Source organism: Paenibacillus sp. FSL L8-0340 (genome assembly GCF_038593145.1).
Lineage (GTDB): Bacteria > Bacillota > Bacilli > Paenibacillales > Paenibacillaceae > Paenibacillus_AQ.
In genome coordinates, this window is record NZ_CP151967.1 from 5,752,437 (window position 1) to 5,778,108 (window position 25,672).

A 25,672-nucleotide genomic window follows, 5' to 3' on the forward strand; every position below is an offset into this window, starting at 1 on the left:
TTATATAGTTCCGCCTGCAGCGGAAGAAATTCGAGGATAAAGGCGAACGCTAGCGCTTCTCCAGTTCCAAACTTTCTCTCCATTCCATTATCGCGTATAAGCTCTGAAACCTCCGCCGTTCAGGGGGCCGGCAGGCAAAAAGCCGGGAGACATTGATCTCCCGGCTTTACGGCGTTGCTTATCATGATTTGGCTGCGCGGTGCTGGGTATGTTTCGCAGCCTTTTATTGTGTCATTACAGCAGCCGGCTGACAAATGCTGCCGATTACAGTAAATCGGCGGCCAGCTGGGCCAGGCGGGAACGCTCGCCTTTTTCCAGTGTGATATGACCGCTAATCCCTTCTTGCTTAAACTTCTCGACAATATAGCTGAGACCGTTGCTCGCTGCATCGAGATAAGGATGGTCGATCTGCTCCGGGTCGCCCATAAGAATAACCTTGCTGCCTTCCCCGGCTCTGGAGACGATGGTCTTCACCTCGTGGCGGGAAAGGTTCTGAGCTTCATCAATAATGATGAACTGTGAAGGAATAGAACGTCCGCGGATGTAGGTTAGTGCCTCCACCTGGATGCTGCCGAGGCCCATGAGTATTTTATCAATATCCCCGGACTTCTTCGTATCAAACAGAAATTCCAAATTATCATAAATCGGCTGCATCCACGGACGCAGCTTCTCATCCTTCTCCCCGGGCAAATATCCGATATCTTTACCCATCGGCACAACCGGCCGGGCGATGAGCAGCTTCTTGTAGCGGTGTTCATCCTCCACCTTGAACAATCCGGCAGCAAGCGCCAGCAGCGTTTTGCCTGTTCCTGCCTTGCCGGTAATAGTTACCAGCGGGATGTCATCGTTCAACAGCAGCTCCAGCGCCATCCGCTGCTGGGCATTGCGGGCACTGATACCCCACACCGCATCATTGCCCAGATAAAGCGGTTCAAGGCGTGTGGCGTCGCTGTTTACTTTGAGCAGAGCAGATTTGCCGCTGCCGATCTCATCCTTCAGAATTACAAATTCATGCGGGTAGAGCGCATAGGACAGGGGCAGTTGTTTGACGGACAGGAAACGGTGGCTGTAATATTCATCAATCAGCGAAGGATGGACCATCAATGACTGGTAGCCGGTATACAGCTCGTTCAGATCACCTGTACGGTCAGATAAATAATCCTCCGGTGTAATGCCAAGCACATCCGCTTTGATGCGGACAAGTACATCTTTACTTACGAGTACCACAGGACGTGGTTCAGCTTTCTCGTTCTCCTCATGAAGATAATTGAGCGCTACAGCCAATATCCGGTTGTCGTTGGATACCTCACCGAACATTTCCTGTACCTTTACGAAGCTGCGGTGGTTAAGCTCCACCTTCAGCATGCCTCCATGTTCCAGAACTACACCGCTATGCAGGTGGCCCAGTTCCCGGAGTCCGTCTAACAATCGTGACACAGTGCGGGCGTTGCGGCCGATTTCATCGGCATTACGCTTCTTGGAGTCGATCTCTTCCAGAACCACGGCCGGAATGACTACTTCATGCTCCTTGAAAGCAAAGATCGAATTGGGGTCGTGCAAAAGCACGTTGGTGTCTAGTACAAATATCTTTTTCATGCTATCCCCTCCACAGCGCCTGGTTTGATTGATCATACATAACTCTTTTCAGCAAGGGCAAGATAAAGTAAAGAACTGATTTCTGACTGAAAGGAGTAAGCACATATGAGAAAATCAATGTGTCTGTTGCTGGTACTGCTGCTGCTGACAAGCTGCGGTATCGCTAATAAAGAGACATCACCCTCTCCTCAGGATAAACAATCGGCCAAGGCTTTAAGCAGCCAGGGAAACCGCGAGGTGCGGTCATTATCTAATGATGGTAATATGGCCCCTTACGCTGAAGCCGGACAAACTTCCGGCGGCAAGGGGGAAAGCGATGTTGCACTCAAGGATCATTTTGAACAGCTGGCCCAAAGAGTTCCAGGCGTCAACGGTGCCCACTGTGTCGTAATGAACAATGTCGCCGTGGTTGGTATTGATGTTGACGGGAAGCTGGAACGTTCGCGTGTCGGAAGCATCAAATATTCGGTGGCTGAAGCCATCCGTAAAGATCCGCGGGGCGTCAAGGCCTTCGTCACTGCCGATATGGATATCTCCAACAGACTGAACGAAATGGGCCGCCATATCTCTAAGGGAAATCCGGTGTCCGGCTTCGCTGCAGAAATGGCGGATATCATCGGCCGCATCATACCGCAGCTGCCAGAGGATACCAAGCCGAAAGGCAACAATCAATAAACTGATTCTTTGGACAAAAAAAGCCTAGTGAGATCCTCACTGGGCTTTTTGCATGGCGGCAAATACTTGGCCGTCCAGCTTCTCAGCCGCACGCGCATCGTATACCTTAGCATATTTTGGAGCGGACTCCAGCTGCGCGCCATAGAACAGCGCGTTGCGAACCGCTTCAATTTCAACATCAAAACAGCACATCTTGAAGGGAACATCCGGCAGCGGATCCTGCCTCACAACAGCACGCCCATTAATGGCATGAACGGTGCCCTCGCCAAAAACTGTTACGGTTACCATTGGATTCACCTTCATGTTGTTCACAAGTCTGGAGCGGTGGTCTACCGCCAGACGCACGATAGAAGGGCTCACTGCATAAATCCAGGAAATCGCCGTAGACGTAGGGCCTCCGGATTCCGCATCAACAGTGTTAAGTAGGACAAACGTTTCCGACTGCAGCATCGATAGCAAGGTTTCATTGAGCTGAGCAACGGCTTCGGACATAAGTACAGGCCCCCTATGCGGCAAATGTGCGTTCACTTTATTATATTATAGCACACGCCCAAACTTGCATTCAATTTAGAGTTGCTTCCAGACCTTCGTTAAGGAGCAGTAGACTCTGAGGCAGCAGAGGAAACCCCGGCAATCCGGTCCTGAAGGCTCTTCTTTGCCGCTTCAAGCTCTTTATCGTTAATATATACATACGGGCTGCGCCAGGTTCCGGTCACCGGCACAAATTCAATATTCTCTTTAGATATTTTCCAATAGGTAGAAATCATGCTTTTGATCTGTGCGTTCTCAATGTCACTATGCATATTGTCGCCCACAGCGTCAAAAACCTTGCCTATTTTGAGCACTCCTCCAATGGACTGCATTTGTCCAACCAGTCCGTTCAATACCTCGTTCTGTCGTTTATTGCGGTCAAAGTCATCGGAAGCCTGGGTCCTTGGACTACAGTTAGACTTGCGGTAACGCACATAATCAAGCGCCTCATCCCCATCCAGCTTGGCCGGGCCTTTCTTCAGATTAATATCTGTTCCGTCCACACTGTCCGTATAGCACATGTCGGCACTGATGTTGACATCCACTCCGTCAAACTCGTCCACAATATCACGGAAGCCTTGAAAATCGAGTACGGTGACATAATCGACATCGATGTCCAGATATTTGCCCATCATCGTCTTCATCTCATCCTCAGCTAGAATGCCTGAGGTTTTCTCCTTGCTCTTGAAGCGGGGGTAAAACGCATTGATCTTGGTCTTCTTATAACCGCTTAGCTCGACGTAAGTATCCCGCGGAAGCGAGACAACCGTCGCCGAATGCGTCTTAGGATTCAGTGCAGCAACCATAATAACATCCGTGAGATTAGACGGATGCTTCGGGCGGTTGTCGGTTCCCAGCAACAGCATAGTCAGCGGCTTAGACGAAGCAAGCTGGCTGTCCTGAACGGGCTGGTCCACTCCAAATCCTCCCTGCTCGAACTTATAGTACAGAAACCCTACGTAGCCCAGCACTCCCAGAATCGCAACTAAAAGGATAATTAATAGCATTTTTCCCAAACGGGCTGCAAATCCCCGTTTCTTCACTTTTTTCTTGCCCTGCTTCCCAGGAGCAGCCTTAACCTGCTGCCCTCTGCCCGTTTGTTGGGGTCCAGCGGGTCTTCTTGGAGGTAAATTTCCCTTGCTTGTACTCATAATAGAATAAGGTCCTTTTCATTTCGCATAGATTAGGTTGATTTATACTTACTATAGACGATTTCAAACGATAAAAGTTGCGTTTATTGTCTTTTGGCTGCTGCTGCAGCCTTGCGCTTCTGCCGGGCCTCTACAAAATAACGGACCCGCACGAGCAGCATAAGTCCTACAGCCACCAGCAGGCACTGAATGATAGGCAACTTGTCGTGCTGAAAAATCAGCAGCATGCCTGAACCAAGTGCCATCATCAGATAGAGCACGATTTCTTTGCCGATGGGGAGCTTCTGATTCACGCGGAATACACGGTTATACACATAAGTCAGCAATATAAAAATGACAATATAGGCCACAATAGGATGCTCCGCAAACCAGCTCTGCACAGCCCACCACTCCTCCCAAGGTATGTATCGCTTACATTATATCATCCCCGGGAGCTTTAATCCGCAAATAATCCCTGCAATTTAAAAGATCGCCTCACAAGTGGAAACGGCTTCACCGTCCTCATAAGGACGGTACCCGTTTCAGCGAGAAATAGAAAGATAATTTATAGTGTGAAGCATATAAATTATCTTTAAACAAATACAAGCCGCCGGATTCAACATCCGGCGGCTTGTTCTATATCAGCTTAGGCCTGGCTGGCTTGTGCTGACTTACGCTGCTTTTCTACACGTTCACGTTCGCCCTTGTTCAGGATCTTCTTGCGAAGACGAACGGATTTCGGGGTGATTTCACAATATTCGTCATCGTTCAGATACTCAAGCGCACCTTCCAGAGAGAACATCCGTGGGGTCTTCATTTTTACCGTTTCATCCTTTGTAGCGGAACGCACGTTGGTCAGTGCTTTTTCCTTACAGATGTTAACGATAATATCGTTATCACGGGTATGCTCACCGACGATCATACCTTCGTAGATTTCTGTTCCTGGCTCAAGGAATAGAATACCGCGGTCTTCTACGCCCATCATACCGTAGAACGTTGTACTTCCGGTCTCACTGGACACCAGCACGCCCTGATGACGTCCGCCAACCTGGCCGCCGATCAGAGGAGCATAGCTGTCAAAGGCATGGTTCATTACACCATAGCCGCGTGTCAGCGTCAGGAAGTGTGTATTGTAGCCAATCAGGCCGCGTGCAGGAATCAGGAATTCCAGACGAACTTGACCAGTACCGTGGTTAATCATGTTGACCATTTCAGCTTTGCGGCTGCCCAGGCTCTCCATTACGGCGCCCATGCTTTCTTCAGGAACGTCAATCATCAGACGTTCAAGCGGCTCCATCTTGGCTCCGTCGATTTCTTTGACGATAACCTCAGGCTTGGAAACCTGCATTTCATAACCTTCCCGGCGCATATTCTCGATCAGGATACCGAGGTGAAGCTCACCGCGTCCGGATACGATAAAGGCGTCAGGAGAATCTGTTTCATCCACACGCAAGCTGACATCTGTTTCGAGCTCTTTGAACAGACGCTCGCGCAGCTTACGGGAAGTTACCCATTTGCCTTCTTTACCGGCAAACGGACTGTTGTTCACGAGGAACGTCATTTGCATCGTAGGCTCATCGATCTTCAGGACCGGAAGGGCTTCAGGATGCTGCGGATCAGCAATCGTCTCACCGATGTTGATATCCTTAATGCCGGCGATAGCAACGATATCGCCTGCGCCCGCTTCTTCAGTTTCTACGCGTTTGAGGCCCTGGAAGCCGAACAGCTTCTCGATCCGTGCCGTCTTGCTTTTACCGTCACGCATAATAACAGTTACGGATTGGCCTTGCTTGATAACACCGCGGTTTACACGTCCGATGGCAATACGGCCAAGGTATTCATTGTAATCCATCAGCGTAACAAGGAACTGCAGAGGTTCTTCAACCTTTTCGGTCGGAGCCGGGATATGCTCAACAATCGTTTCATACAAAGCAAGCATGTTGTCATCCTGTTTCTCAGTATCCATGCTCGATGTGCCGTTTAGTGCGGATGCATAAACTACCGGGAATTCCAGCTGATCGTCACTGGCTTCAAGCTCAATGAACAGATCCAGCACTTCATCAATAACTTCCTTCGGACGTGCAGCCGGACGGTCAATCTTGTTCACTACAACGATTGGTGTCAGGTGCTGTTCCAGCGCTTTGCGCAGAACGAATTTCGTTTGCGGCATGCAGCCTTCATAGGCGTCAACAACAAGCAGTACACCATCAACCATCTTCATGATCCGTTCAACTTCGCCGCCGAAGTCAGCATGGCCCGGGGTATCTACAATGTTGATCAAGAACTCTTTATAGGTAATTGCTGTATTTTTGGCTAGGATAGTGATTCCGCGTTCCCGCTCCAGGTCGTTCGAGTCCATGGCACGTTCTTGCAGGTGCTCATGCGCGCTAAAAATTCCTGATTGCTGCAAAAGCTGATCGACAAGTGTTGTTTTACCATGGTCAACGTGGGCAATGATCGCAATGTTGCGAATATCTTTTCTTGAATGCATGATTTGTATCCAAATCCTCTCATTTATCAAATTAAAAATGTTTAAATTTATAGCATGTCACGGCAGTCTCACAAAAGAAGCGCCTGGCAGAAAGCCGACGCTCCAACATTCCTTAATATTATAGTGAAAGCACTATGAAAAGCAAGTCTTTTTCTGAAAAAACGATTTCCAACTTCGTTTAATTTTTCTAATTTCGAGTCAGATCCTTTTTTCCTTGAGAAGATCCACAAATTTCACAGCTGCCGGTTCACTCACCAGCCCCCGTTCCACTTCTTGCGGCTTCGCGGTTTTCCGCGCCCGGCCATCAGCCAAATCCCTGCAGCAATCAGTACCGCACCTAATAAATACAACGCTCCTGTGCCCAGCAGACTGAAGATAAACAGTACCAGGCTCAGTGCTCCCAGTATGACAGACGTAGTCATCAGACCGCCGGTCCGCGCAGAAGAATACAGCGAATATTCATACAGCCCGACAGCGATGCCTAACAGCAGCAGCGGCCACAGATGAGTCATAAGCCCCCAGCCCCAGGTATTGCATAACCCGAGCAGCAAGCCATATACAGTCAATATTCCGGCCGGAATCAACACGGCTGCCGAAGCGCGGCGGCTGAAGAAGAGCACATGCAGGAACAGGCCTGGAACCAGTATCACGAGTGGCCATAAGGCCCGCCCGAGAAACCCGAACACCCCCAGCTTTCCGAATAGAATCACAATGCCGGCGGCGGCAATAAAAATACCCAGTTTCATGTCGTTTTTGGAAGACATCAATCACCCATCCCTTCAAATTCACGGTCTATTCCTTGCCTCGTCACTTCGAAAGTTCATTCCTGCGACAGGATTCCCTTTATATTTTATCTGAAAAATAAATAAAACACCATCATTCATCATATTTTAGGAGATGACAAGTGGAAACGGCTTCACGGTCCTCAAAAGGACGTTATCCGTTTCAGCGAGAAATAGAAGGATAATTTATAGCGTGAAGCATATAAATCCTTATATTTTGAAAAAGCTGCTCAGTCTAAAGAGGCTGCGCCCCAGCTTATCCAGCTTTTGGCACAGCCTCTAGTATTGCCGCTTCTTAACCTGCGGATACGGTCCTCCGCTTAATCATGCCGGACAGGACAACGATAACACCAAGTGCAAGCGGTAAAATGGAGTGTAAAGACGGCAGCATAAAGGAAAGCACCGCACCAAACTTGGCATCCTGCAGCAGCATTTCTCCAGCAGTATGGGCGAGTATGTAGGCGCCGATGAAGACAAGCACAGGAAACCGGTGCAGCCAGCCGACGATAATACCGCTTCCCCAGACGACGATCGGAATGCTTAACGCGATCCCGATAACGATTATGGCCAAATCACCTTTGGCTACTCCCGCAATCGCCAGCACATTGTCGAGACTCATGATAAAGTCCGCCAACAGAATGGTGCGGATGGACCTCCACACGGTAGAGCTTTCCTCCACCCTAACCTCCTCTTCTTCCTCCAGCAGCAGCTTGAAGGCAATCCATAGCAGCAGAATGCCTCCGCCCGCTTCAATATAGGGGATTTTCAGCAGCAGCACTGCCGCAAACGTCAGCACACACCGAAGAATGACAGCGCCCGCAGCCCCCCACCAGACAGCAGTTTTGCGGTTCTTCTCCGGGAGATTTTTGCTGGCCATCGCTATGACCATCGCGTTATCTCCGCTCAGCACAAGATTGATCATCAATATTTCCCCAAGCAGCAACAAGGAATCCATTAGCTTTTACCTCCCCGGACTACATGTAATTACATGTATGTGGAATGGCGACAAGCTATGCTTCCTGTCCAACTTTTTTCCCGGCTGATGCATGTCCGGCCCTTTTTTAGCGTATACAAAACTATACCTATCTAATGCTCTGACCAACAAACTATGGGAGTGACCCGGCTTGAATACAACTGTTACCGATTTTATATTGCCCTTGCTGAATATCGTCTTTCTTGATTTGATTCTGGCGGGGGACAACGCTATTGTCATCGGGCTTGCTGCACGAAATTTACCGGCAGGCACCCAGAAAAAGGCTATTCTGCTTGGAACGGGCGGAGCCGTTGTGCTGCGGATCATCGCTACCATACTGGTTGTCTGGCTGCTGAAAGTCCCTTGGCTGCTGCTGTTCGGTGGGCTGCTGCTGATCCTGATTGCTTACAAGCTGCTCAGCGGGGAAAATAACGATGCGGATATCAAGGCCGGAGGCACACTGTGGGCGGCTGTGCGGACAATTATTGTTGCCGACGCGGCCATGGGTCTGGACAATGTCATCGCCATTGCCGGAGCAGCCAATCACAATATCACGCTGGTTGTGGTAGGACTGCTTATCAGTGTTCCCATTGTGGTCTGGGGCAGTACGCTTTTTATTAAGCTGATTAACCGGTATCCCTGGATTATTTACATCGGTTCCGCAGTGCTGGGGTACACCGCCTCCACCATGATTACCGGTGAACAGAAGCTCCAGCCTTTTTTTGAGCAGCACCCGCTGCTGCATGTTCTCTTCATCATCCTTGTGATTGCAGGCATACTGGCTGCAGGGCACTGGAAACGGCGGCTGGAGCATAAAAAGATCCCGCATAGCGGGACCTCGGGGTAAGATATACCGTTTCATCAACAAAAAAAGGGGGCCGAAATCTGTCAACGGTTTCGGCCCCCTGTTATTGTGTTAGAACCACTCTTCCTGCAGCCCGGCTTGCGCCGGAACTACATCGCTTGGTTTCTCATCCCCGTAAGGCGTAATGGAAATCGTCTCTGTCCCCGCGACAGCAGCATCCAGCCGTTCGGCATATCCGGGCAACGTCGCTTCAATCTTGTCCACAATCCGCAGATTCGGGTTAGTCGTAGGTGATTTAGGCACAAATAACGTGCAGCAATCCTCGTAAGGCAGGATAGATAAATCATACGTGCCGATCATTTGCGAAAGCTCCACAATCTCGCTTTTGTCCATCATGACCAGCGGCCGCAGCAGCGGCAGTGTTGTAGCGCGGCCGATGACATTCATGCTGGACAACGTCTGGCTGGCCACCTGCCCCAGACTCTCCCCGGTAACAAGTGCAAGTGCCCCTTCCCGTTCAGCCAGCCGGGTGGTAATCTTCAGCATCGCCCGCCTCATCAGCGTAATGATCAGGTTATCCTGGCCAATCCCCGTAAAAGCGGTCTGCACCTCCGTAAACGGAATGAGATGCAGCTTAATCACCCCGGCATAACGAGACAGTACCCGCGCAAGATCCACGACCTTCTGGCGGGCAAGCTCGCTTGTATAAGGATAACTGTAGAAGTGGACACACTCCACTTCCAAACCGCGGCGCATCGAAGACCAGCCTGCCACAGGACTATCAATACCGCCGGACAGGAGGAGCATAGCCTTTCCGTTGGTTCCCAGCGGAAACCCTCCGACCCCGGGGATATTCTCACAGAAAATATAAGTATACCCCTCGCGAATTTCGATCTTGAGCTCCATCTGCGGTGATTTCACATCCACGATCAGGCCGGGGTAGCCTTGCAGCAGCGGAGTTGAGATCAGCTTATTCATCTCGATGGAGCCATGCGGGAACTCCTTCCATACCCGGCGCGCGTTGACCTTAAAGGTAGTACCCGGGGCTGGAGCGATAATCTTCAGGAATGTCCGGCTGGCGGACAGGATATCGTCAAACTCCGATAAAGAGACCTTGACCGGACTAATAGAGGCGATGCCGAATACATTCTTCAGCGACGCCGCCAATTCGCCGGCCGGCTCACCGTTCAACTGCACATAAATCCGTCCGAATTCCTTGCTCAGCACCACTTTGGGATACGGCTTGACCATCTCCCTCACATGGCTCAGCACCGTCTTCTCGAACCGGGCCCGGTTCTTGCCCTTCAGTGTAAATTCCCCGAACCTCAGTATAAGCATATCTGCATATTCAATACTGCTTCCGCCGCCTATGGCAGTTCCAGTTTCCTGCTCTTTCATCGGTTATCTCATGCCTCCTTCAACAATCTTCAAAGACTGTACAGCCTTAAGCAGCGCCTGCTCCAGCAGGGCAATATCAGCTTCCGTATGGCTGTCGCCAAGGCTAATGCGGATTCCGCCAAGTGCCGTAGAAACATCCCTGCCCATGGACAGCAGAATCCGGCTCGGCTCGGCCAGCCGCGAGGAGCAGGCCGAACGGGTGGATACGACCATCCCCAGTTCCTCCAGCTTGCGGGCCAGCACTTCCCCCTTCATACCGGGATAAGAGAAATGGACAATATGCGGAGCTCCGTCCTCCCTGCTGTTGACCTTCAGTTCCGGGATGCCGGCCACAAACTTCAACAGCCGGTTGCGCAGCGGAATCATCACGTTGTTAACCTGTTCCCTCCGCTCGCCGCTCATGCGGATGGCTTTGGCGGAAGCCACAACCGCCGGCACATTTTCTGTGCCGGCGCGGAGTCCGTTTTCCTGGGAGCCGCCAGTCAGCAACGGGAATAGCGTAACCCCTTCTCTTACAAACAGCAGCCCTACCCCGCGCGGGCCGCGGATTTTGTGGGGGGATAAGCTGTACAGGTCAGCCTGCCATTCACCAAGTCTTGGCTCAAACCCGCTGTAGCCCTGCACTCCGTCCACATGAAACAGCGTCCGGTGGTTGGCAGCCTTCACCAGCCGCCCGATCTCCAGCAGCGGCTGCACTGTTCCAACCTCATTATTGACATGCATCACGCTGACAAGTACAGTATCCCGGCGCACCGCAGCGGCAATACGGGAGGGCTCAACTATTCCTGAGCTGTCTGGTGCTACAAAGGTGATCTCCCAGCCCATGTTTTGCAGCTGCAGGCAGCTCTCATAGACCGAAGGATGCTCTATTTCCGTAGTCACGATATGGCGTCCCCTGCTCTGATACTGAAGAGCAGCACCTTTAACCGCGAGGTTGTTGCTTTCGGTAGCGCCGGAGGTGAACAGAATCTCCTGCGGCTTCACTCCGAGCGCGGCTGCGCAGACTTCCCTTGAACGTTTGATAAGCCGGTCCGCTTCCGTACCTGCACGGTGCAGCGACGAGGGATTCGCATAATGCTGCTTCATAATCTGCTCCATCGTCTGCACTACTTCTTCATAAGGGGGTGCGGCAGCGGCATAATCCCAGTACAGCATATATCGGGTCTCTCCTTTGCTTCTGTGCTGATCATGCGCGAGAATATAGAATAACTGATCCGGAAAAAAGGATCAAACGGGTCCCGCCACCAGAGTGGTCCAGACGACACCATTTGATCCTTTTTATTATACTGCGTATTCAGCGCGGGCGCGTTCTATTTTGAGAATATAGTCCTGGGTTTCTTTCGGAAGCTGGGAAAGCTTCTCCATCAGCTCCTGGTCACTGTTGACTCCGAGCTTGTTTACCCGTCCGGGCCCGGCATTATAAGCGGCAAGCGCCATCTTCTCCTGCCCGTCAAAACGCTTCAGCTGATACGATAAATAACGTACCCCGCCGTCAATGCTCTGAGCCGGATCGAAGGGGTCGGAAACGCCGAGGCCATTCGCCGTGCCATCCATCAGCTGCATCAATCCCTTCGCTCCCGCCGAAGAAACGACATTCGGGTTGAACGAGGATTCCGTATCGATTACTGCCTTGATCAAATCTACCGGCACACCATACTTCGTACTGGCCGTCTGAATCAGCTCTTCATAATCGGTGGGCCTGGTTTCCGTTATTTCCCCGGAAATTGCGTCATATGAATCGCTTGTCCCTCCAAGCTGCTGCCACAGCAGACCGCTTAAGGAGGAGTTGTCGCCAAGGGAATTCAGTGCAGTGGCGCTGTCCCTATCCCCCGGCTGCAACGTCCGCTCCTGCAGCAAAGCGGAAAACTCCGCTGACGTTGAACCCGATACTTCACTGGGATTTTTCCCTGTTTCACTTTTGAGGCTCGAACTTCTTAAGTTCACCCATCTTAGTTGCCCAACTCCGCTCCCTGAAGCCGGATTGATCGCCATATTGCACTGTCCTTTCCTTCTGCTGATCCTCTATATAAAATTCCTTACCTTAAGAAACTCAATTTAAATTTAAAATACGACTTTATTTTACAGTCGATTTATAATAATTGCTATATGCTGACATGAAAAAACAGACTTCAGACCCTTATAGTTAGGTCTAAAAGCCTGTTTTGATTTCATTGCTTCCGGTTTCTTCTTAGGTTAGCGGGCAAATGGTATCATGACAAAATAGCTGAGCGTAGATACAATCCCCAGTCCCATTGCCCATGCGCCTGTAGTTTTTTGCCCTTTGGCGTAAGCATAGTACCCAAGTATGGCAGCTACGGGACCCAGAATAACCGACCAGATGAACAAGGAGGCAATCCCGAAGCCCAGCCCGACCCTCCCCAGCCCCTTGCTGCCGGTCTCTGTCTCACTGCGCTCCTTGGATTCGGCTGTTTTGCCGCCTGTGCTGTGAATATGTGCCGGAAGCGGGCTTATCTCCGCGGCATACTCTTCATTGTGGGCCCGGTCCCGCCGGGGATAATCCACTCTCCGCGGGCGCAGGATGATTTTTTTCCTTTCGGACGGGTCAAGTTTGGATTTATCACTGTGTTTGTCCATTTTCAGGCCTCCTAGTTGTTAGGCTTGAAGGTCAGACAGCAGGTCGCGGACGAAGTTGCGGCATGATCATGATGATTGTTAGCTATCATCTCTTCGGCATATTCTTCCTTGAACCGGCTGCCTACATGCTTGTCAATTTCAATAACGATCTCCTCGGCCCGGCATAAGTTCTGTTCACCCCAATAATGACAGTTGCTCACACTACATCTTACAAGCGGTTTTGTGGTTGTCATGTGATCACCTCAGGAATCATTATGTCCGTGGAATTTCATCTCTATGCGGTAGATGAGGTGCCAGTCCCCACCACAATACCCACAAAAACACTCTGTCCCCACGCTTTGCAGAAAGCTTAATCAATCAAGTGGAAACGGCTTCGCCGTCCTTTTTAAGGACGGTACCGTTTCAGCGAGAAATAGAAGGATAATTTATCGTGTGAAACATATAAATGCTTATATTTACAAAAAAGACCGTTCCGCCATGTGTTCATGACAGAAACGATCCTTTGAATTTCGCGAAATATGACATAAGATGTTAAACCTGGTTTTGCATACGCTTTTCAGTTAAATAATCATTCTCATAATAATTGAGGTCATCGCGCAGCTCTTCATAGACTTTGGTAATCTCCATAATAATATCACGGGCCGGGCGAACAGGCTTTTTGCGGAAACGGATGGCATCCTGGCCTGTGTAGGCGTAACGGCCGTCCTCGGAGTAACTTTCATTCTTTGGATAAAAGAAATTGTTGACTCCATAATGATATACATTATATAGCGCTTTTTGCGCGAATGCTTCGTCAAATGTGGCGCGGCGCAGGGCAACTCCCAGCTTCTCATAAGACATTTCCGAGAATACCAGCAGGTGGCGGAGATCGGACAGGAAACCTTGATAAAAAGCTACCGTTTCTTCATCTTCTTCGGTTACTAGCTGAGGCAGGGCATGGTTGTTGAGGAATAATTCCATTTTACCGATCACGGATTTAAGTTTTTCTCTCGTCGTTTCACACAATTTCTGCACATTGGCTGCTGACATGGCGAGTGCTCCCCCTTATTAGTCCTTGCTTCTTGTAGTCATTTTCAACTTCTGGTAGTCATTCTCAATAGGTATTGCTTATTTCCCTGTAACTTAATTATTCCTATTACTCTTTTTGATATTAACATAAAACCTTGGGACGCGGTATCCTTTTCTGTGATGCATAAAAGGGGCACTCTCTTCTAAACCTATAGCTATTACGATGCCATGAAGGAGCGGAAAATATGTCCCGTAAAAATTTAACCGTCGCCGGTTTAGTCACCGCTGCGTTCACGGTAGTTCTACTGACGTTTGCGTTGCGGCATGAAGGAGACGGGAAACTGAAACAAGCAGCCGTACCTAATCCCTCCCAGGAAAAAACAGTCAAGAAAACTTCCCTGGTTCAGGATGTTAAAGCTACAGACCGGCTAAACCGAACTGACGTGGGCAAGCACCTAAGAACAATGCTTGCTGATACGCATGGTGCAGCGCCCCGAGATATTTCAGCATATGCCAAACGTCTGCAGCAAGGACACGGACATATCACCATGCTTATCTGGATCGATTTCGTTACCCAGCAAACACACACCTTCAAATCCTCCCTGCCGGAGGGCAGCGGTCAGGAGAATAAACAGCTGCTAAAGTACCTGAACACGGCAAAATCAGCGATCAGAGGCCATCAATCCTATGAATCCCCCTCCTTCATCATCGGTCAGAAAAAATATTATTTCATGGCTCAGCGTGATCAGGATGGAAAAATTGGCGTCATTGCCCTGATTAATCAGAAGATCCTCGACCGTGTCGCCGATCATCAGCTCAAAAATCTGCGGCTGATTCCTTATCCGAAGGAAGGGAAGTACCGGGTGGAATCGATTCATGCTGATACGCTGAAGGATATCACCGTCAAGACCGGCCATGATAACGAGAACGCCAGCCATTTCTACGAGAATGAAATCGTCGTACGCTTTAAGAACGGCTATCTCACTGCTGGACAGATCCAGACTATAACTGCGGACATCCGCTGCAAGGAGCCGCGCAAATTGGGATATGCCTATATTTTCCGTTCGGATAAAATGAACTATGCCGAGCTTAAATCCTACTTCACCTCTAAATGGCAGCCTGAATATACGGAACCTCACTATATGTATTTAACCAATGAGACCGCAGTCGAAAATACAGGGGCCAGTGTAATTACACCCAATGATCTGCTGTTCTCTACCTACCAATGGAATTTGCCGGCTATTGAAACAGAGCAAGGCTGGAATTTGTCCAAGGGCAGCAAGGAAGTGGTTGTGGCTGTGGTCGATACCGGCGTACAGGCAAGTCATCCGGATCTGCAGGGCCAGCTCCTGGCCGGATATAACGCGATCGCAAAAGGTTCGACACCGAATGATGATGTGGGGCATGGAACTCATGTAGCCGGCATTATCGGCGCGGTGATCAACAACGAGGAGGGAGTGGCCGGCATCAGCTGGTACAATAAAATCCTTCCAGTCAAAGCGCTGGACAACTCCGGCGCAGGCACCACGTATTCCGTCGCTGAGGGTATTATTTGGGCAGCCGACAAAGGAGCCAAGGTGATCAATCTCAGCCTCGGCAACTATGCCGATTCGCAGTTTCTGCATGATGCGATTAAGTATGCCTATGACCGCGATGTCGTTATCGTTTCCGCTGCGGGCAACGATAACACTGAACGTCCGGGATTTCCTGCTGCTTATGAGGAGGTTCTGGCGGTTGCCGCGACTAACGCTAATGGAGAAAAAGCCTCTTTCTCCAATTACGGGGATTACATCGATGTCACCGCACCCGGGGAAAGCATCGCCAGCACCTACCCCGACAACCAATATGCAGCATTGTCCGGCACCTCCATGGCCAGCCCCCATGTAGCTGCACTCGCGGGACTTGTACGTTCGCTCAACCCGGCGCTGACCAATAAGGAGGTCATGGAGCTGATGATTTCGAACGCCGTCGACCTCGGCGATACCGGCCATGATAAGTATTATGGCTGGGGTCAGGTCGATATCTATAGGACACTCCGGGCAGCCGGGGGAAGTGTAGTTCCGCTGCAGCTATTCCCGCAGCATGTCGATCGTCAATTGAAATCCATGCAGCACAATCTGGAGAACAGCAATTAACGGACAGAGCTGAGATGCTTGTCCAAGAGCCTCAGGAACAGCCGCAGCCCGCGTTCCATATCCGCTTCCTTCATCTGCGAATAACATAGCCGGATATGGCGGGAAGGGACCTCTCCGGAGTAGCAGACATCGCCCGGAAGGAAAGAGATGCCCTCCTGCTCTGCCAGCTCATGCAGCCTGCCGATGCCGCTGGGCGTGGGCAGCTGCAGCCACAAATTCAGCCCGCCCTCAGGCAGATTCCAGGACACTCCCTGAGGGGCATGCTGTTTCAGCAGCTTTGCCGCCTTCTCCATACGTCCCCGCAGCGCGGTCCGCAGTTGCTCTGCGTAAGTCTCATATTTGCGCGCAATGAACGGAAGCACCGCCTTCTGGGTCAGCAGCGGGCTCCCGAGGTCACTCGCCGATTTGGCGGCAATCAGCCGGGAGAGAATGTTGCCTCCGGCGGCAACGCAGGCAATTCTGCAGCCCGGGGCAATGACTTTGCTGAAGCTTTTCATGTACACAACATGCCCTTCTGCATCCATCGATTTGATCGAAGGCGGAGGCGGCTTGCGGAAATACAGATCACTGAACGGATCATCCTCCACAATGAGACAGCGGTAGCTTCTAGCTAGTTCCAGCAGCCGCTGTCTTCTTGTGATACTCATCGTGACGCCGCTCGGATTCTGGAACGTAGGATTGGTATAGATTAGCTTCGGCGGTCTCCGGTCGCATAGTTTAGTGAGCACATCCACCTTCATTCCTTCGTTGTCCATGGGCACAAAGATCATCTCCGCACCACGTCCGGCAAAAACATCTATAGCCCCCGTATAGCTGGGCGCTTCCAGATACACGGTATCCCCGGGGCCGACAAACGTCCGGGCCACCAGATCAATACCCTGCTGGGTTCCGCTCGTGATCATTAAATCAGATGAGCGCAGATGGATTCCATGACCTTGCAGATGTCTGCACATCACTTCCCGCAGCTCCAGATCCCCCTGAAAATTGCCGTACGAAGCCATTAGCTCCGGCTGTTCGGTCACAAGAGTTGACATAGTCGCGCCGATAGAATCCAGCGGAAGCAGATCGCCATGAATCGCCGCCATATGAAAAGGATATTCCACCTTGGAGTAATCAAAATTCAGCCATAGCTGAGCCCGCGGCAAAAAGTCGTCATACCCGTCCTGCCACCCCGTCCCAGCATCCAGGGACATCCGCGCTCTCTCGGCCACAAAACAGCCCTTTCCCTGGCTGCAGGTGATATGCCCGTGACTTTCCAGTTCAGCATAAGCTTTGCTTACCGTGACCTGGCTTACCTTCAGGGAAGATGCCAGGTTTCTCACGGAAGGCAGGCGGGCTCCCGGCTGCAGCAATCCCGAAGTGATCCGCTGGGCCATCGTTTCGCTGATTTGCTGCGGCAAAGATTTACTGCCGCTGCGGAGTAAATCAATATGCATCTGCACTTCCCCCCCACTGTTATATTCAACGCTTTACTGTTATACCGCTATGCCGTTATGATACAACAAAATTGTAAAGCGGGGAGCATTTTTTATGAAGATCAAATACTCTACGATGACGGAACATCTGGGATCCTCGGCAGTTCGCGAAATTCTGAAGATTACCCAAGGCAAAGACATCATTTCACTGGCAGGCGGACTGCCCGCCGAAGACTTCTTCCCGGTAGAAGCTGTTCGTGAGGCTTACAGCCGGGCTCTTGCCGGCGAGACATCGGCACTGCAATACGGTCTCACCGAAGGCTATATTCCGCTGCGTGAGCAGGTTGCGGCCAGACTGACCCATCAGGGTATCCAGACGGATATCTCGGAAATGCTCCTCACCACAGGCTCCCAGCAAGCCATAGATCTGCTGTGCAAAATACTGCTTGATCCCGGAGATGCTGTCCTCGTGGAAGCTCCAACTTATATGGCAGCTTTGCAGGTGTTGAACTCCTACCGGGCGGACATTCACATTGTTCAGAGCGATGAATCCGGCATGCTGCCTGACCATCTGGAGGAGCAGCTTCGCACACACCGCCCCAAGCTGCTCTATGCCGTCCCTACCTTCAACAACCCCTCCGGGGCAACCTGGAGCAAGGAACGCCGCGAACAAGTTGTCTCCCTGTGCCGACGATACGGCGTGCTGATTCTTGAAGACAACCCTTACGGTGAAATTAAGTTCGACGATTCCGCTGATGCCTATCCTCCATCACTGGCAGCGATCGACAGAAGCTACGGCGGGGAATCCTGTGTCGTCTACACGGGAACATTCTCCAAGATAGTCGCGCCTGCCCTGCGTACCGGTTGGATTATCGGTCCGGCTGAGCTGATCCGGATAGTTGCCAAAGCCAAGCAGGCAGCCGACCTGCATTCCAGCACCATAGACCAGCGTGCCCTCTATGAACTGCTTCGGGTCTTTGACCTTGAGGGACATATCCGTCTTATCTCCCGCGAATACCACTCACGGATGAAGCAGCTCTCAGCCGAACTGGCGTCGCGCGGCTGGGAAGACGCAAAGTTCGAAGAACCCCGGGGCGGGATGTTCCTGTGGCTGAAGCTATCCACCGCTATTAACACTGCCGGGCTGCTTCCATTCGCCGTGGAGCAAGGTGTAGCCTTTGTGCCCGGTGAAGTGTTCTATTCCGCCAAGCCTGTGAAAAATGCAATGCGGCTGAACTTCACCCATACTCCGCCGGAGCTGGTTCCGCTTGCTGTAGGGCGGCTGGAAAAGGCCCTCATCAAGTACTCCCAGAGCCTGGAGACAACGCTTATGCCGGCGCTGGAATAACAGAGCCCCCGCTGCGTTGCCTGCCAGATATTGTTGCTTCTGCTAGAACAGCCAACCAGGAATACTCCGGCACGTTCGTGCTTAGTCTGAAGGTGGAATTCCGGAAAAACGCTGCTCCTTGCCTTGAAGACTCTATATGAGCTGCTTTTGGCACGGACTCGAGGGACCTAATTTGTCAAAAATCAGCTCAATAATGCCTGGTGCGGACTCCAGTGCAGTTATTTAACAATAGAACAGCTATTAACCTCACTATTTTAGTAAATAACGCCGCCTGAGTCCGCTTCTACGACAAAAACAGTATTGTCGCATAAATAACGTCACTGAGGTCCGCCAGAGTGATCATCTAAAACAACAAAAAAGATCGTACCGTCCTCATAACAGGGAGCGATGCGGTCTTTTTAATTTTATCTTTAAACTAAGGCGCACAAAAAAGCGACCTTCCAAAGGAAGGCCGCTGTCTGTCGTATATAAGCTTCACAGAATAATAGTTCATAAGAGTTGTCAGTTAGGAAAGTTTGCCGTAAGCCGGGTTCTGTGCTCGTCGTGGTTCAAACGGGAACTACCCTCCCACCATAAGCGACAATCATCTATCTAGGCCATACATTACTGCACAGCTCCAGCGACCAACCTAGACACGCCTCAGGCGAAGGCTGCTCTTCCGGTTAAGGAAGCGCTGCGTCTCATTAGGTCTTGCTCCAGATGGGGTTTACCAGGAACGAAGTCACCAGCGTTCCTCGGGGTCTCTTACACCTCGGTTCCATCCTTGCCTGTGCCGCCCGAAAGCGGCCATCGGCGGTCCATTTCTGTGGCACTATCCTTCGGCTCGCGCCGACTGGATGTTATCCAGCACCCTGCCTTGTGGAGCCCGGACTTTCCTCCCGCGGCGTCTTCACGCACACCGGCGATTGTCTGTCAAACTTCCCGATCAACATTGTATATTATACAGATTTGCCGCAACCTGCACAAGTGTAAATAAAGGGAATCTACAGGAATTTGAAAGGCTCTGTATCAATCTGCGAAGCATATACCGCTGTACCGTACTTATGCTCAGCCAGCTTGCCCTGAATCCAACCGGCCACTTTCTCCTTCATAATCTTCTCCGCATTATGTCCCGGATCAATTAATGAGATGCCAGCCAAGTAAGCATCTTGAGCCGTATGATAATCGACATCGCCAGTCACCAGCACATCGGCTCCTTTGAAGATGGCGCTGTTATAATACTTCGCCCCCGAGCCGCCCATAACAGCCGCTTTGCGGATGGGCCGGTTCAAATCGCCCACAACACGAACGTGATCAACCTTCAGGCCGGTTTTGACCGTCCCGATAAATTCGCCAAGCGTTGTTGGCTCCTTAAGCTTGCCTACTCTGCCGAGTCCGAGGCTGCGGCCTTTAAGGTCCATGGAATAAAGATCATACGCCACCTCTTCGTAAGGATGCGCTTTAAGCATCGCCTGAACTACTTTATTGCGGATAGACAGCGGCACGATCGTCTCAATGCGGACTTCCTCAGCGCGTTCCATTTTACCCGCTTCTCCAATATAAGGTTCCGAGCCTTCACGCGGAATAAAGGTGCCGTAGCCTTCGATGTTGAAGCTGCAATGGCTGTAGTTGCCGATCCAGCCTGCACCGGCATTCAGTATGGCGTCCAGCACCTTCTGGTGATGATTCTTCGGCACGAATACAACCAGCTTAGACAACTGCTCGGTATGAATGTCCTTAATCGGCACACCGTTCTCGATGCCAAGCGCTTCCGCCATCCAGTCGTTCATCCCTCCTTCAGCGACATCCAGGTTGGTATGGCTGATGTATACGGCAATATCATTTTTGATCAGCTTCTCATAGAGCTTGCCCATCGGTGTTTCGGTCTGTATCCCCTTAAGCGGACGAAAGATAATCGCGTGATGGGCGATGATCAGGTTGCAGCCCTGAGCAATCGCTTCGTCCACAATGTCGTCGTTGACGTCCAGTGCAACCAGCACGCCGGTAATTTCTTTCTGCAGGCTGCCCAGCTGAAGGCCGATGTTGTCCCATTCCTCAGCCAGATGTTTTGGGGCAAGCTGCTCCATATACCCGATTACAGTTTGTCCTTTGGCGTACATTTCAGCACCTCCAAGATTGTTGTGATCTGTGCCGTGATCCTGCTGCGCTTTTCTTCCGCCGATTCAAGCTCCGAGCGGGACAGAGAAGCCAGAATCCCTTCCAATTTTGCAATCTCACTCTGCCATTTGGCAGTAAATACAGCGTTTGGCGCTTGCAGCAGCCAAGGCCCCATTTGCAGAAGCAGCTCCTTGCTGCATACCATATTGCCGCCAGCAAGCTGCCGTTCACGATAAAGCTGTTCATTTGTGATCCCTGCAGCTTCACCGTCAGGGACCGCCGTCAGTATTTCATATATTTTCCCGTCTTCTTCCAGGATATGCTCTGCCGTAAGCACCCAGTGGTTGTTTAGCAGCCAGCGGCGCAGAATATCCTCGCCCACATTTGGCTGCAGCGCAAGCAGCTTCACACCTGCAAGCTTGCCGAGGCTTTTGCCGCGGTCCAGAATAGCGGCTATCAATGCGCCGCCCATTCCGGCGATGGAGATGCTGTCAGCTTCACCCGGCTCCAGCACTTCGAGGCCGTCTCCGCGCCGCACCTCAATCTGTTTGCCCAGGCCCGCCTCCGCCACACCTCTACGTGCTGCTTCATAAGGTCCTGGATTGACTTCACCTGCTATTGCAGAGACCGCTTTCCCGCTTCTCAAGGCTGCTACCGGAAGCAGCGCATGATCCGAGCCGATATCGGCAAGTTTGCTGCCTGTTGGAATCTGCTCCAGCACAAGCTGGAGCCGGTTTGATAATTTTACGTTGTTCATGAGGCCACCCACGTTATCCATTTTTTTCGGAAAATAAACAGCAGCGCAAGGCCAACTGCAATCTTAAATATTAACACCAGCGACACCCATTCCGGATAATCCGGTCTGAGCCACAACGCATCAATCTCCGGCATCAGCCACAGCGACACTCCGACGCCCAGATATACCCCTGAAACCCCTTTGATCCTGTGGTACAACAACCAGCTCAGCCAGACCATCAGTATACAGAGCGGCAGCCAGAGCAGCTCAAGCTCCAGGACTGAAGCATCAGGGCGCATTTGGCCGGAGAACCCGGCATAGAGCAGGGCCCAGAAGGCAAACCCGCAATAGTGCAGCAAGCCTATACGCAATGTGAATCCGAGTATCACCCACAATAGGCCGCATCCTGCGATCAGCAGCGGCCGCCACAAGTCCGCGTTCAGATCATGCAGAGCAATGAGCCAGAGGCCAAATCCTATCGTCAGTACACTGCCAACTCCTGCCAAAACAAGACTGATCATGTGGTTTCGGTCCCGGTAAATAGCCGAGTAACCGTAACAAACAATTAGTACACATAGAGCTGTGGCAAGTTGCAAAGGCCAAGGAAAAACGCTAAAATAAAGACTAATCAAGAAAATCAAGGAAATAATTCCAAAACCAAACAACCATATTTTGATGCTGCCCTGCTGAAGATTTTTCAGCGAGATCGGATTGCTGTCTTTGATCTCCTTTTCATCATCGTAAAGGTTGGTCAAGAAGTCGCAATACTGCTCAGGTAGCAGCTTGCTCCTTCTCCAGTAATGAATTTCTCTTAATATAATTTCTCGTTTTTCCAAATTCAACGGCTAATCCCTCTCTTTTCACACCTTTACTTAGGTGTATCTCAAGATAAAAGGACCTCCTGCCACCGTGCAGCAGAAGGTCCGGTTTATGAAACCTATTCGAGGAAATCTTTAAGCCGTTTGCTGCGGCTTGGGTGGCGCAGCTTACGCAGCGCTTTTGCTTCAATCTGGCGGATCCGCTCACGGGTTACGCCGAATACTTTACCCACTTCCTCAAGCGTTCTCGTCCGTCCGTCATCCAGACCGAAACGAAGACGAAGCACATTCTCTTCACGCTCGGTGAGCGTGTCCAGCACATCCTCCAGCTGTTCCTTCAGCAGTTCATAGGCTGCTGCATCCGCAGGAGCAAGCGCCTCCTGATCCTCAATGAAATCGCCCAGATGCGAATCATCCTCTTCACCGATTGGTGTTTCCAGGGAAACCGGCTCTTGGGCAATCTTCATGATTTCTCTGACTTTCTCAACCGTCAATTCCATTTCAGCCGCAATTTCTTCCGGCGAAGGCTCGCGCCCAAGCTCTTGCAGCAGCTGACGGGAGACACGAATCAGCTTGTTGATGGTCTCCACCATATGCACTGGAATACGGATTGTCCGCGCCTGGTCAGCGATCGCCCGCGTAATGGCCTGACGAATCCACCAAGTAGCATAGGTACTGAATTTGAACCCTTTGTTGTGGTCAAATTTCTCAACCGCTTTGATCAGCCCCATATTGCCCTCCTGGATCAAATCCAGGAACAACATGCCGCGTCCAACATAACGCTTGGCGATACTGACAACGAGCCGCAGATTGGCTTCAGCCAGCCGGCGTTTCGCTTCCTCATCACCATTTTTGATTCTCATGGCCAGTTCGACTTCATCGTCAGCCGAGAGCAACGGCACACGTCCGATTTCCTTCAGATACATCCGGACGGGGTCGTTAATTTTGATTCCCGGCGGCAGCGACAAATCGTCGTCAAAGCTGAAGTCGTCAGAGTCGCTATTCTCGTTGTCCTCGCTCTGGCGGAGCGGCGAACCTTCTTCGTCATTCTCATTTACAACCTCGATACCGAGGTCGCTGAGCTGCTCGTAGAATTCCTCCATCTGCTCGGGGTCTTGATCAAACGGCGACAATTTCTCCATAATATCTTTGTAGTTCAATGATGATCTTTTCTTGCCGTGCTCAATAAGCTGGTCCTTAACCTGATCCAGAGTAAATTCTGCTTCCAGTTCAGTGTGCTGATCGTTCGCCATAATTCGACTCCCTCCTCCCTAGGTACATCCTGTCAATTTCTTATTGTCTCTCTAGGGTTATAATCTCACTTGCAATTTGTGCCGCACGCAAAAAGTCACCGGATTTCTCCGCTTGAATCATTTCTTCCCGTTTTTGCTCCATCCTGCGCTGCAGGGGGTACTTCCTTACTTCACGGATACAATCGTCCAAAACCTGCGTATTCCAATCCGGCGGTGTGTCCATCATGGATATCGCTGTTGCAGTCTTTTCCAGACGATCATCCTGTAGTGATGATAAAAAACGGCTGATGCCGGGTGGTTTGCCTTGCGCATAATAGGCATATAGATAAGCGGCGATTGCCGCATGATCATCGATGTTGAACTCTTCTCCGAGGCGTTCGCCTACATAAGTAGCAGCTTCCGGGTCCTGAATCATAAAGGATAGCAGGCGCCGTTCCGCAACATGATAAGCGGGCAGTAAAGTAGGTGTCTGCACCTGCCCTTTTTTATGCCTACCATTATTCCACCTTTTATCGTTATTATCCCCTTCGGGGATGTTTTTTTGCATCGACGCCCGCAGTAAGTTGCAATCCTGCTTTAAGCTATCATATGACAGCTCCAGCTCTGAGGATATTTCCCGCAGATAAACTTCACGCTCGGTCGAAGATTGCAGTGATGCAATAATCTCCAATGCCTCCTTGACATAGGCGATTTTGCCGTCTTCCTCTAGGAGTATATGGTTTTTTTTCAGATATATAAGCTTAAATTTTATGGATGAAACCACCGAATCCATCACCTGTTCTTTGAATCTGTCCCCGCCGTGACGGGAGATAAATTCATCCGGATCCAGACCGCTCGGCAGCACGGCAACCTTCACCCGCAGATCATTGCTTTCCAGCATCGGGATCGCCTTCATCGCTGCAGCTTGTCCAGCCCGGTCACCATCGTAGGCAAGAACAATCTCGTCAGCCAGACTTTTCATCAGGGCTACATGTCCCTCAGTCAGCGAGGTTCCCATGGTAGCCACGCCGTTATGCACACCTGCTTCCCAGGCCGAAATGACATCGCCGTATCCTTCGAAGAGGACGATTTGCCGCGTTTTGCGGATGGATGCTTTGGACTGGTGCAAATTGTACAGAATCCGGCTTTTGTTAAATAGTCTGCTCTCCGGGGAATTCAAATATTTCGGCTGACCTTCCCCAAGAATTCTTCCGGCAAAAGCGATGGTCTTGCCTGTGCGGTTCGCAATCGGAAAAATAACGCGCCCGCGAAAGCGGTCGAGATACCCTTTGCCCTCGCCCCTGGCAGACAACAGCCCGCCTTTTTCCATTTCAGCAAGATCAAAATTCCGTTTCTCCAGAAACTGCAGCAGGGTGTCCCAACGGTCTGGAGCATAGCCGATTTGAAACTGGTCGATCATTTTATCACTGAAGTTCCGGGATCTTAAATAATTCATTGCGGCAGTGCCGTATTCCGTGTTCTTCAGCAAAAAATGATAAAATTTGGCCGATAACTCATAAGCCTGTATCAGCCGGTCCCGCTCAGGATCGGGAGGAGATAATGTGCCTCCTTTGCCTTCGGGAATAACAATATCACTTTCTTCCGCCATTATTCTGACTGCTTCGGGGAAGGATAACCCTTCGATTTCCATCCTGAATTTGATGGCATTTCCGCCCATACCACAGCCAAAGCAATGAAAAACTCCCCGGTCCGGGGTTACGGTGAAGGAAGGGGATTTCTCCGAATGGAACGGGCAGAGGCCCCATAAATATTTCCCCTGCTTGGACAAATGGACAACCTTACCGACGGTATCGACAATGTCATGCCGCGCCAGCACGCTCTCGATAACTTCTTCTGGAATATTACCGTGTCCGCTAGCCACTTCAACCACCTTCATCTCTTAACAA

The 25,672-nt window shown here is 50.9% G+C and carries 23 protein-coding genes and 1 other RNA gene; 4 read left to right on the plus strand and 20 right to left on the minus strand.

Annotated elements, in window-relative coordinates; translation table 11 throughout:
• Positions 1-264: 264 nt before the first annotated feature.
• Positions 265-1,596: a PhoH family protein gene (locus tag NST07_RS26460; RefSeq protein ID WP_076109033.1), complete on the minus strand. Its 1,332-nt coding sequence runs from the start codon at positions 1,594-1,596 to the stop codon at positions 265-267.
• Positions 1,597-1,701: 105 nt separating this feature from the next.
• Between NST07_RS26460 and NST07_RS26465 the strand changes: the two genes are divergently transcribed.
• Complete coding sequence (locus tag NST07_RS26465; RefSeq protein WP_341379533.1) at positions 1,702-2,271, plus strand: YhcN/YlaJ family sporulation lipoprotein; 570 nt, start codon at positions 1,702-1,704, stop codon at positions 2,269-2,271.
• 36 nt (positions 2,272-2,307) lie between these two features.
• Here NST07_RS26465 and NST07_RS26470 read toward each other — a convergent pair whose 3' ends face one another.
• From NST07_RS26470 to NST07_RS26495, 6 genes are all read right to left on the minus strand, one after another.
• Entirely contained in the window at positions 2,308-2,763 is a 456-nt protein-coding gene (locus tag NST07_RS26470) for a pyridoxamine 5'-phosphate oxidase family protein (protein ID WP_038595395.1), read from the minus strand.
• Between the two features lie 98 nt (positions 2,764-2,861).
• Positions 2,862-3,809, minus strand: coding sequence for an LCP family protein (locus NST07_RS26475; protein ID WP_342480493.1), 948 nt, complete (start codon positions 3,807-3,809; stop codon positions 2,862-2,864).
• A 227-nt stretch (positions 3,810-4,036) separates the two neighbouring features.
• The gene (locus tag NST07_RS26480; RefSeq protein ID WP_341095486.1) at positions 4,037-4,333 is read right to left on the minus strand and encodes a YlaH-like family protein; all 297 of its coding nucleotides are present in this window, start codon (positions 4,331-4,333) and stop codon (positions 4,037-4,039) included.
• Positions 4,334-4,578: 245 nt separating this feature from the next.
• Positions 4,579-6,423: a translational GTPase TypA gene (typA, locus tag NST07_RS26485; RefSeq protein ID WP_038595399.1), complete on the minus strand. Its 1,845-nt coding sequence runs from the start codon at positions 6,421-6,423 to the stop codon at positions 4,579-4,581.
• Positions 6,424-6,674: 251 nt separating this feature from the next.
• The gene (locus tag NST07_RS26490; RefSeq protein ID WP_341095488.1) at positions 6,675-7,187 is read right to left on the minus strand and encodes a hypothetical protein; all 513 of its coding nucleotides are present in this window, start codon (positions 7,185-7,187) and stop codon (positions 6,675-6,677) included.
• Between the two features lie 313 nt (positions 7,188-7,500).
• A complete protein-coding gene (locus NST07_RS26495) occupies positions 7,501-8,160 on the minus strand; it encodes a TerC family protein (protein ID WP_341095490.1) in 660 nt (219 codons plus the stop codon).
• A gap of 169 nt (positions 8,161-8,329) precedes the next feature.
• Between NST07_RS26495 and NST07_RS26500 the strand changes: the two genes are divergently transcribed.
• Positions 8,330-9,025 (plus strand): TerC family protein, encoded by a 696-nt coding sequence (locus NST07_RS26500; RefSeq protein ID WP_341095492.1) that lies wholly within the window; start codon positions 8,330-8,332, stop codon positions 9,023-9,025.
• 69 nt (positions 9,026-9,094) lie between these two features.
• Here the strand turns inward: NST07_RS26500 and thiI are convergent, their stop codons facing one another.
• From thiI to NST07_RS26530, 6 genes are all read right to left on the minus strand, one after another.
• Positions 9,095-10,381, minus strand: a complete 1,287-nt coding sequence (thiI, locus tag NST07_RS26505; RefSeq protein ID WP_341379536.1) for a tRNA uracil 4-sulfurtransferase ThiI — start codon at positions 10,379-10,381, stop codon at positions 9,095-9,097.
• A gap of 3 nt (positions 10,382-10,384) precedes the next feature.
• Positions 10,385-11,536 (minus strand): cysteine desulfurase family protein, encoded by a 1,152-nt coding sequence (locus tag NST07_RS26510; RefSeq protein WP_341095495.1) that lies wholly within the window; start codon positions 11,534-11,536, stop codon positions 10,385-10,387.
• Positions 11,537-11,662: 126 nt separating this feature from the next.
• Complete coding sequence (locus NST07_RS26515; RefSeq protein ID WP_341095497.1) at positions 11,663-12,373, minus strand: lytic transglycosylase domain-containing protein; 711 nt, start codon at positions 12,371-12,373, stop codon at positions 11,663-11,665.
• 201 nt (positions 12,374-12,574) lie between these two features.
• Complete coding sequence (locus NST07_RS26520) at positions 12,575-12,976, minus strand: hypothetical protein (protein ID WP_341095499.1); 402 nt, start codon at positions 12,974-12,976, stop codon at positions 12,575-12,577.
• 11 nt (positions 12,977-12,987) lie between these two features.
• The gene (locus tag NST07_RS26525) at positions 12,988-13,209 is read right to left on the minus strand and encodes a DUF1540 domain-containing protein (protein WP_341095501.1); all 222 of its coding nucleotides are present in this window, start codon (positions 13,207-13,209) and stop codon (positions 12,988-12,990) included.
• A 298-nt stretch (positions 13,210-13,507) separates the two neighbouring features.
• A complete protein-coding gene (locus NST07_RS26530; RefSeq protein ID WP_038595408.1) occupies positions 13,508-14,005 on the minus strand; it encodes a YpuI family protein in 498 nt (165 codons plus the stop codon).
• Positions 14,006-14,229: 224 nt separating this feature from the next.
• On the opposite strand from NST07_RS26530, the gene NST07_RS26535 reads away from it, so the two are divergent.
• Positions 14,230-16,119 carry a S8 family peptidase gene (locus NST07_RS26535; RefSeq protein ID WP_342480494.1) on the plus strand — a complete coding sequence of 630 codons (1,890 nt, stop codon included), beginning with the start codon at positions 14,230-14,232 and terminating at the stop codon, positions 16,117-16,119.
• On the opposite strand, the gene NST07_RS26540 is transcribed toward NST07_RS26535, so the two are convergent.
• A complete protein-coding gene (locus tag NST07_RS26540; protein ID WP_341095505.1) occupies positions 16,116-17,555 on the minus strand; it encodes a PLP-dependent aminotransferase family protein in 1,440 nt (479 codons plus the stop codon). The two genes, NST07_RS26535 and NST07_RS26540, sit on opposite strands and share 4 nt — an antisense overlap.
• Positions 17,556-17,649: 94 nt before the next feature.
• Between NST07_RS26540 and NST07_RS26545 the strand changes: the two genes are divergently transcribed.
• Complete coding sequence (locus tag NST07_RS26545; protein ID WP_341095506.1) at positions 17,650-18,882, plus strand: PLP-dependent aminotransferase family protein; 1,233 nt, start codon at positions 17,650-17,652, stop codon at positions 18,880-18,882.
• 506 nt (positions 18,883-19,388) lie between these two features.
• On the opposite strand, the gene rnpB is transcribed toward NST07_RS26545, so the two are convergent.
• The 6 genes from rnpB to dnaG all read right to left on the minus strand — a co-directional run bounded on the left by rnpB (position 19,389) and on the right by dnaG (position 25,662).
• Positions 19,389-19,803: RNase P RNA component class A (gene rnpB / locus NST07_RS26550), an RNA gene on the minus strand.
• A gap of 62 nt (positions 19,804-19,865) precedes the next feature.
• A complete protein-coding gene (locus NST07_RS26555; protein WP_341095509.1) occupies positions 19,866-20,981 on the minus strand; it encodes a Nif3-like dinuclear metal center hexameric protein in 1,116 nt (371 codons plus the stop codon).
• Entirely contained in the window at positions 20,957-21,736 is a 780-nt protein-coding gene (locus tag NST07_RS26560; RefSeq protein WP_342480495.1) for a class I SAM-dependent methyltransferase, read from the minus strand. Before NST07_RS26560 ends, NST07_RS26555 begins: the two co-directional genes overlap by 25 nt.
• Positions 21,733-22,470, minus strand: coding sequence for a hypothetical protein (locus NST07_RS26565; RefSeq protein WP_342480496.1), 738 nt, complete (start codon positions 22,468-22,470; stop codon positions 21,733-21,735). Before NST07_RS26565 ends, NST07_RS26560 begins: the two co-directional genes overlap by 4 nt.
• A 182-nt stretch (positions 22,471-22,652) precedes the next feature.
• Positions 22,653-23,786, minus strand: a complete 1,134-nt coding sequence (rpoD, locus tag NST07_RS26570; protein WP_038595416.1) for an RNA polymerase sigma factor RpoD — start codon at positions 23,784-23,786, stop codon at positions 22,653-22,655.
• A 40-nt stretch (positions 23,787-23,826) separates the two neighbouring features.
• Complete coding sequence (dnaG, locus tag NST07_RS26575; RefSeq protein WP_341095516.1) at positions 23,827-25,662, minus strand: DNA primase; 1,836 nt, start codon at positions 25,660-25,662, stop codon at positions 23,827-23,829.
• Positions 25,663-25,672: the final 10 nt, after the last annotated feature.

Coding starts and splice junctions, on each gene's coding strand:
- NST07_RS26460 (WP_076109033.1), bottom strand. CDS start 1,596: ATGAAAAAGATATTTGTACTAGACACCAACGTGCTTTTGCACGACCCC.
- NST07_RS26465 (WP_341379533.1), top strand. CDS start 1,702: ATGAGAAAATCAATGTGTCTGTTGCTGGTACTGCTGCTGCTGACAAGC.
- NST07_RS26470 (WP_038595395.1), bottom strand. CDS start 2,763: ATGTCCGAAGCCGTTGCTCAGCTCAATGAAACCTTGCTATCGATGCTG.
- NST07_RS26475 (WP_342480493.1), bottom strand. CDS start 3,809: ATGCTATTAATTATCCTTTTAGTTGCGATTCTGGGAGTGCTGGGCTAC.
- typA (WP_038595399.1), bottom strand. CDS start 6,423: ATGCATTCAAGAAAAGATATTCGCAACATTGCGATCATTGCCCACGTT.
- NST07_RS26490 (WP_341095488.1), bottom strand. CDS start 7,187: ATGTCTTCCAAAAACGACATGAAACTGGGTATTTTTATTGCCGCCGCC.
- NST07_RS26495 (WP_341095490.1), bottom strand. CDS start 8,160: ATGGATTCCTTGTTGCTGCTTGGGGAAATATTGATGATCAATCTTGTG.
- thiI (WP_341379536.1), bottom strand. CDS start 10,381: ATGAAAGAGCAGGAAACTGGAACTGCCATAGGCGGCGGAAGCAGTATT.
- NST07_RS26510 (WP_341095495.1), bottom strand. CDS start 11,536: ATGCTGTACTGGGATTATGCCGCTGCCGCACCCCCTTATGAAGAAGTA.
- NST07_RS26515 (WP_341095497.1), bottom strand. CDS start 12,373: ATGGCGATCAATCCGGCTTCAGGGAGCGGAGTTGGGCAACTAAGATGG.
- NST07_RS26520 (WP_341095499.1), bottom strand. CDS start 12,976: ATGGACAAACACAGTGATAAATCCAAACTTGACCCGTCCGAAAGGAAA.
- NST07_RS26525 (WP_341095501.1), bottom strand. CDS start 13,209: ATGACAACCACAAAACCGCTTGTAAGATGTAGTGTGAGCAACTGTCAT.
- NST07_RS26530 (WP_038595408.1), bottom strand. CDS start 14,005: ATGTCAGCAGCCAATGTGCAGAAATTGTGTGAAACGACGAGAGAAAAA.
- NST07_RS26535 (WP_342480494.1), top strand. CDS start 14,230: ATGTCCCGTAAAAATTTAACCGTCGCCGGTTTAGTCACCGCTGCGTTC.
- NST07_RS26540 (WP_341095505.1), bottom strand. CDS start 17,555: ATGCATATTGATTTACTCCGCAGCGGCAGTAAATCTTTGCCGCAGCAA.
- NST07_RS26545 (WP_341095506.1), top strand. CDS start 17,650: ATGAAGATCAAATACTCTACGATGACGGAACATCTGGGATCCTCGGCA.
- NST07_RS26555 (WP_341095509.1), bottom strand. CDS start 20,981: ATGTACGCCAAAGGACAAACTGTAATCGGGTATATGGAGCAGCTTGCC.
- NST07_RS26560 (WP_342480495.1), bottom strand. CDS start 21,736: ATGAACAACGTAAAATTATCAAACCGGCTCCAGCTTGTGCTGGAGCAG.
- rpoD (WP_038595416.1), bottom strand. CDS start 23,786: ATGGCGAACGATCAGCACACTGAACTGGAAGCAGAATTTACTCTGGAT.
- dnaG (WP_341095516.1), bottom strand. CDS start 25,662: ATGAAGGTGGTTGAAGTGGCTAGCGGACACGGTAATATTCCAGAAGAA.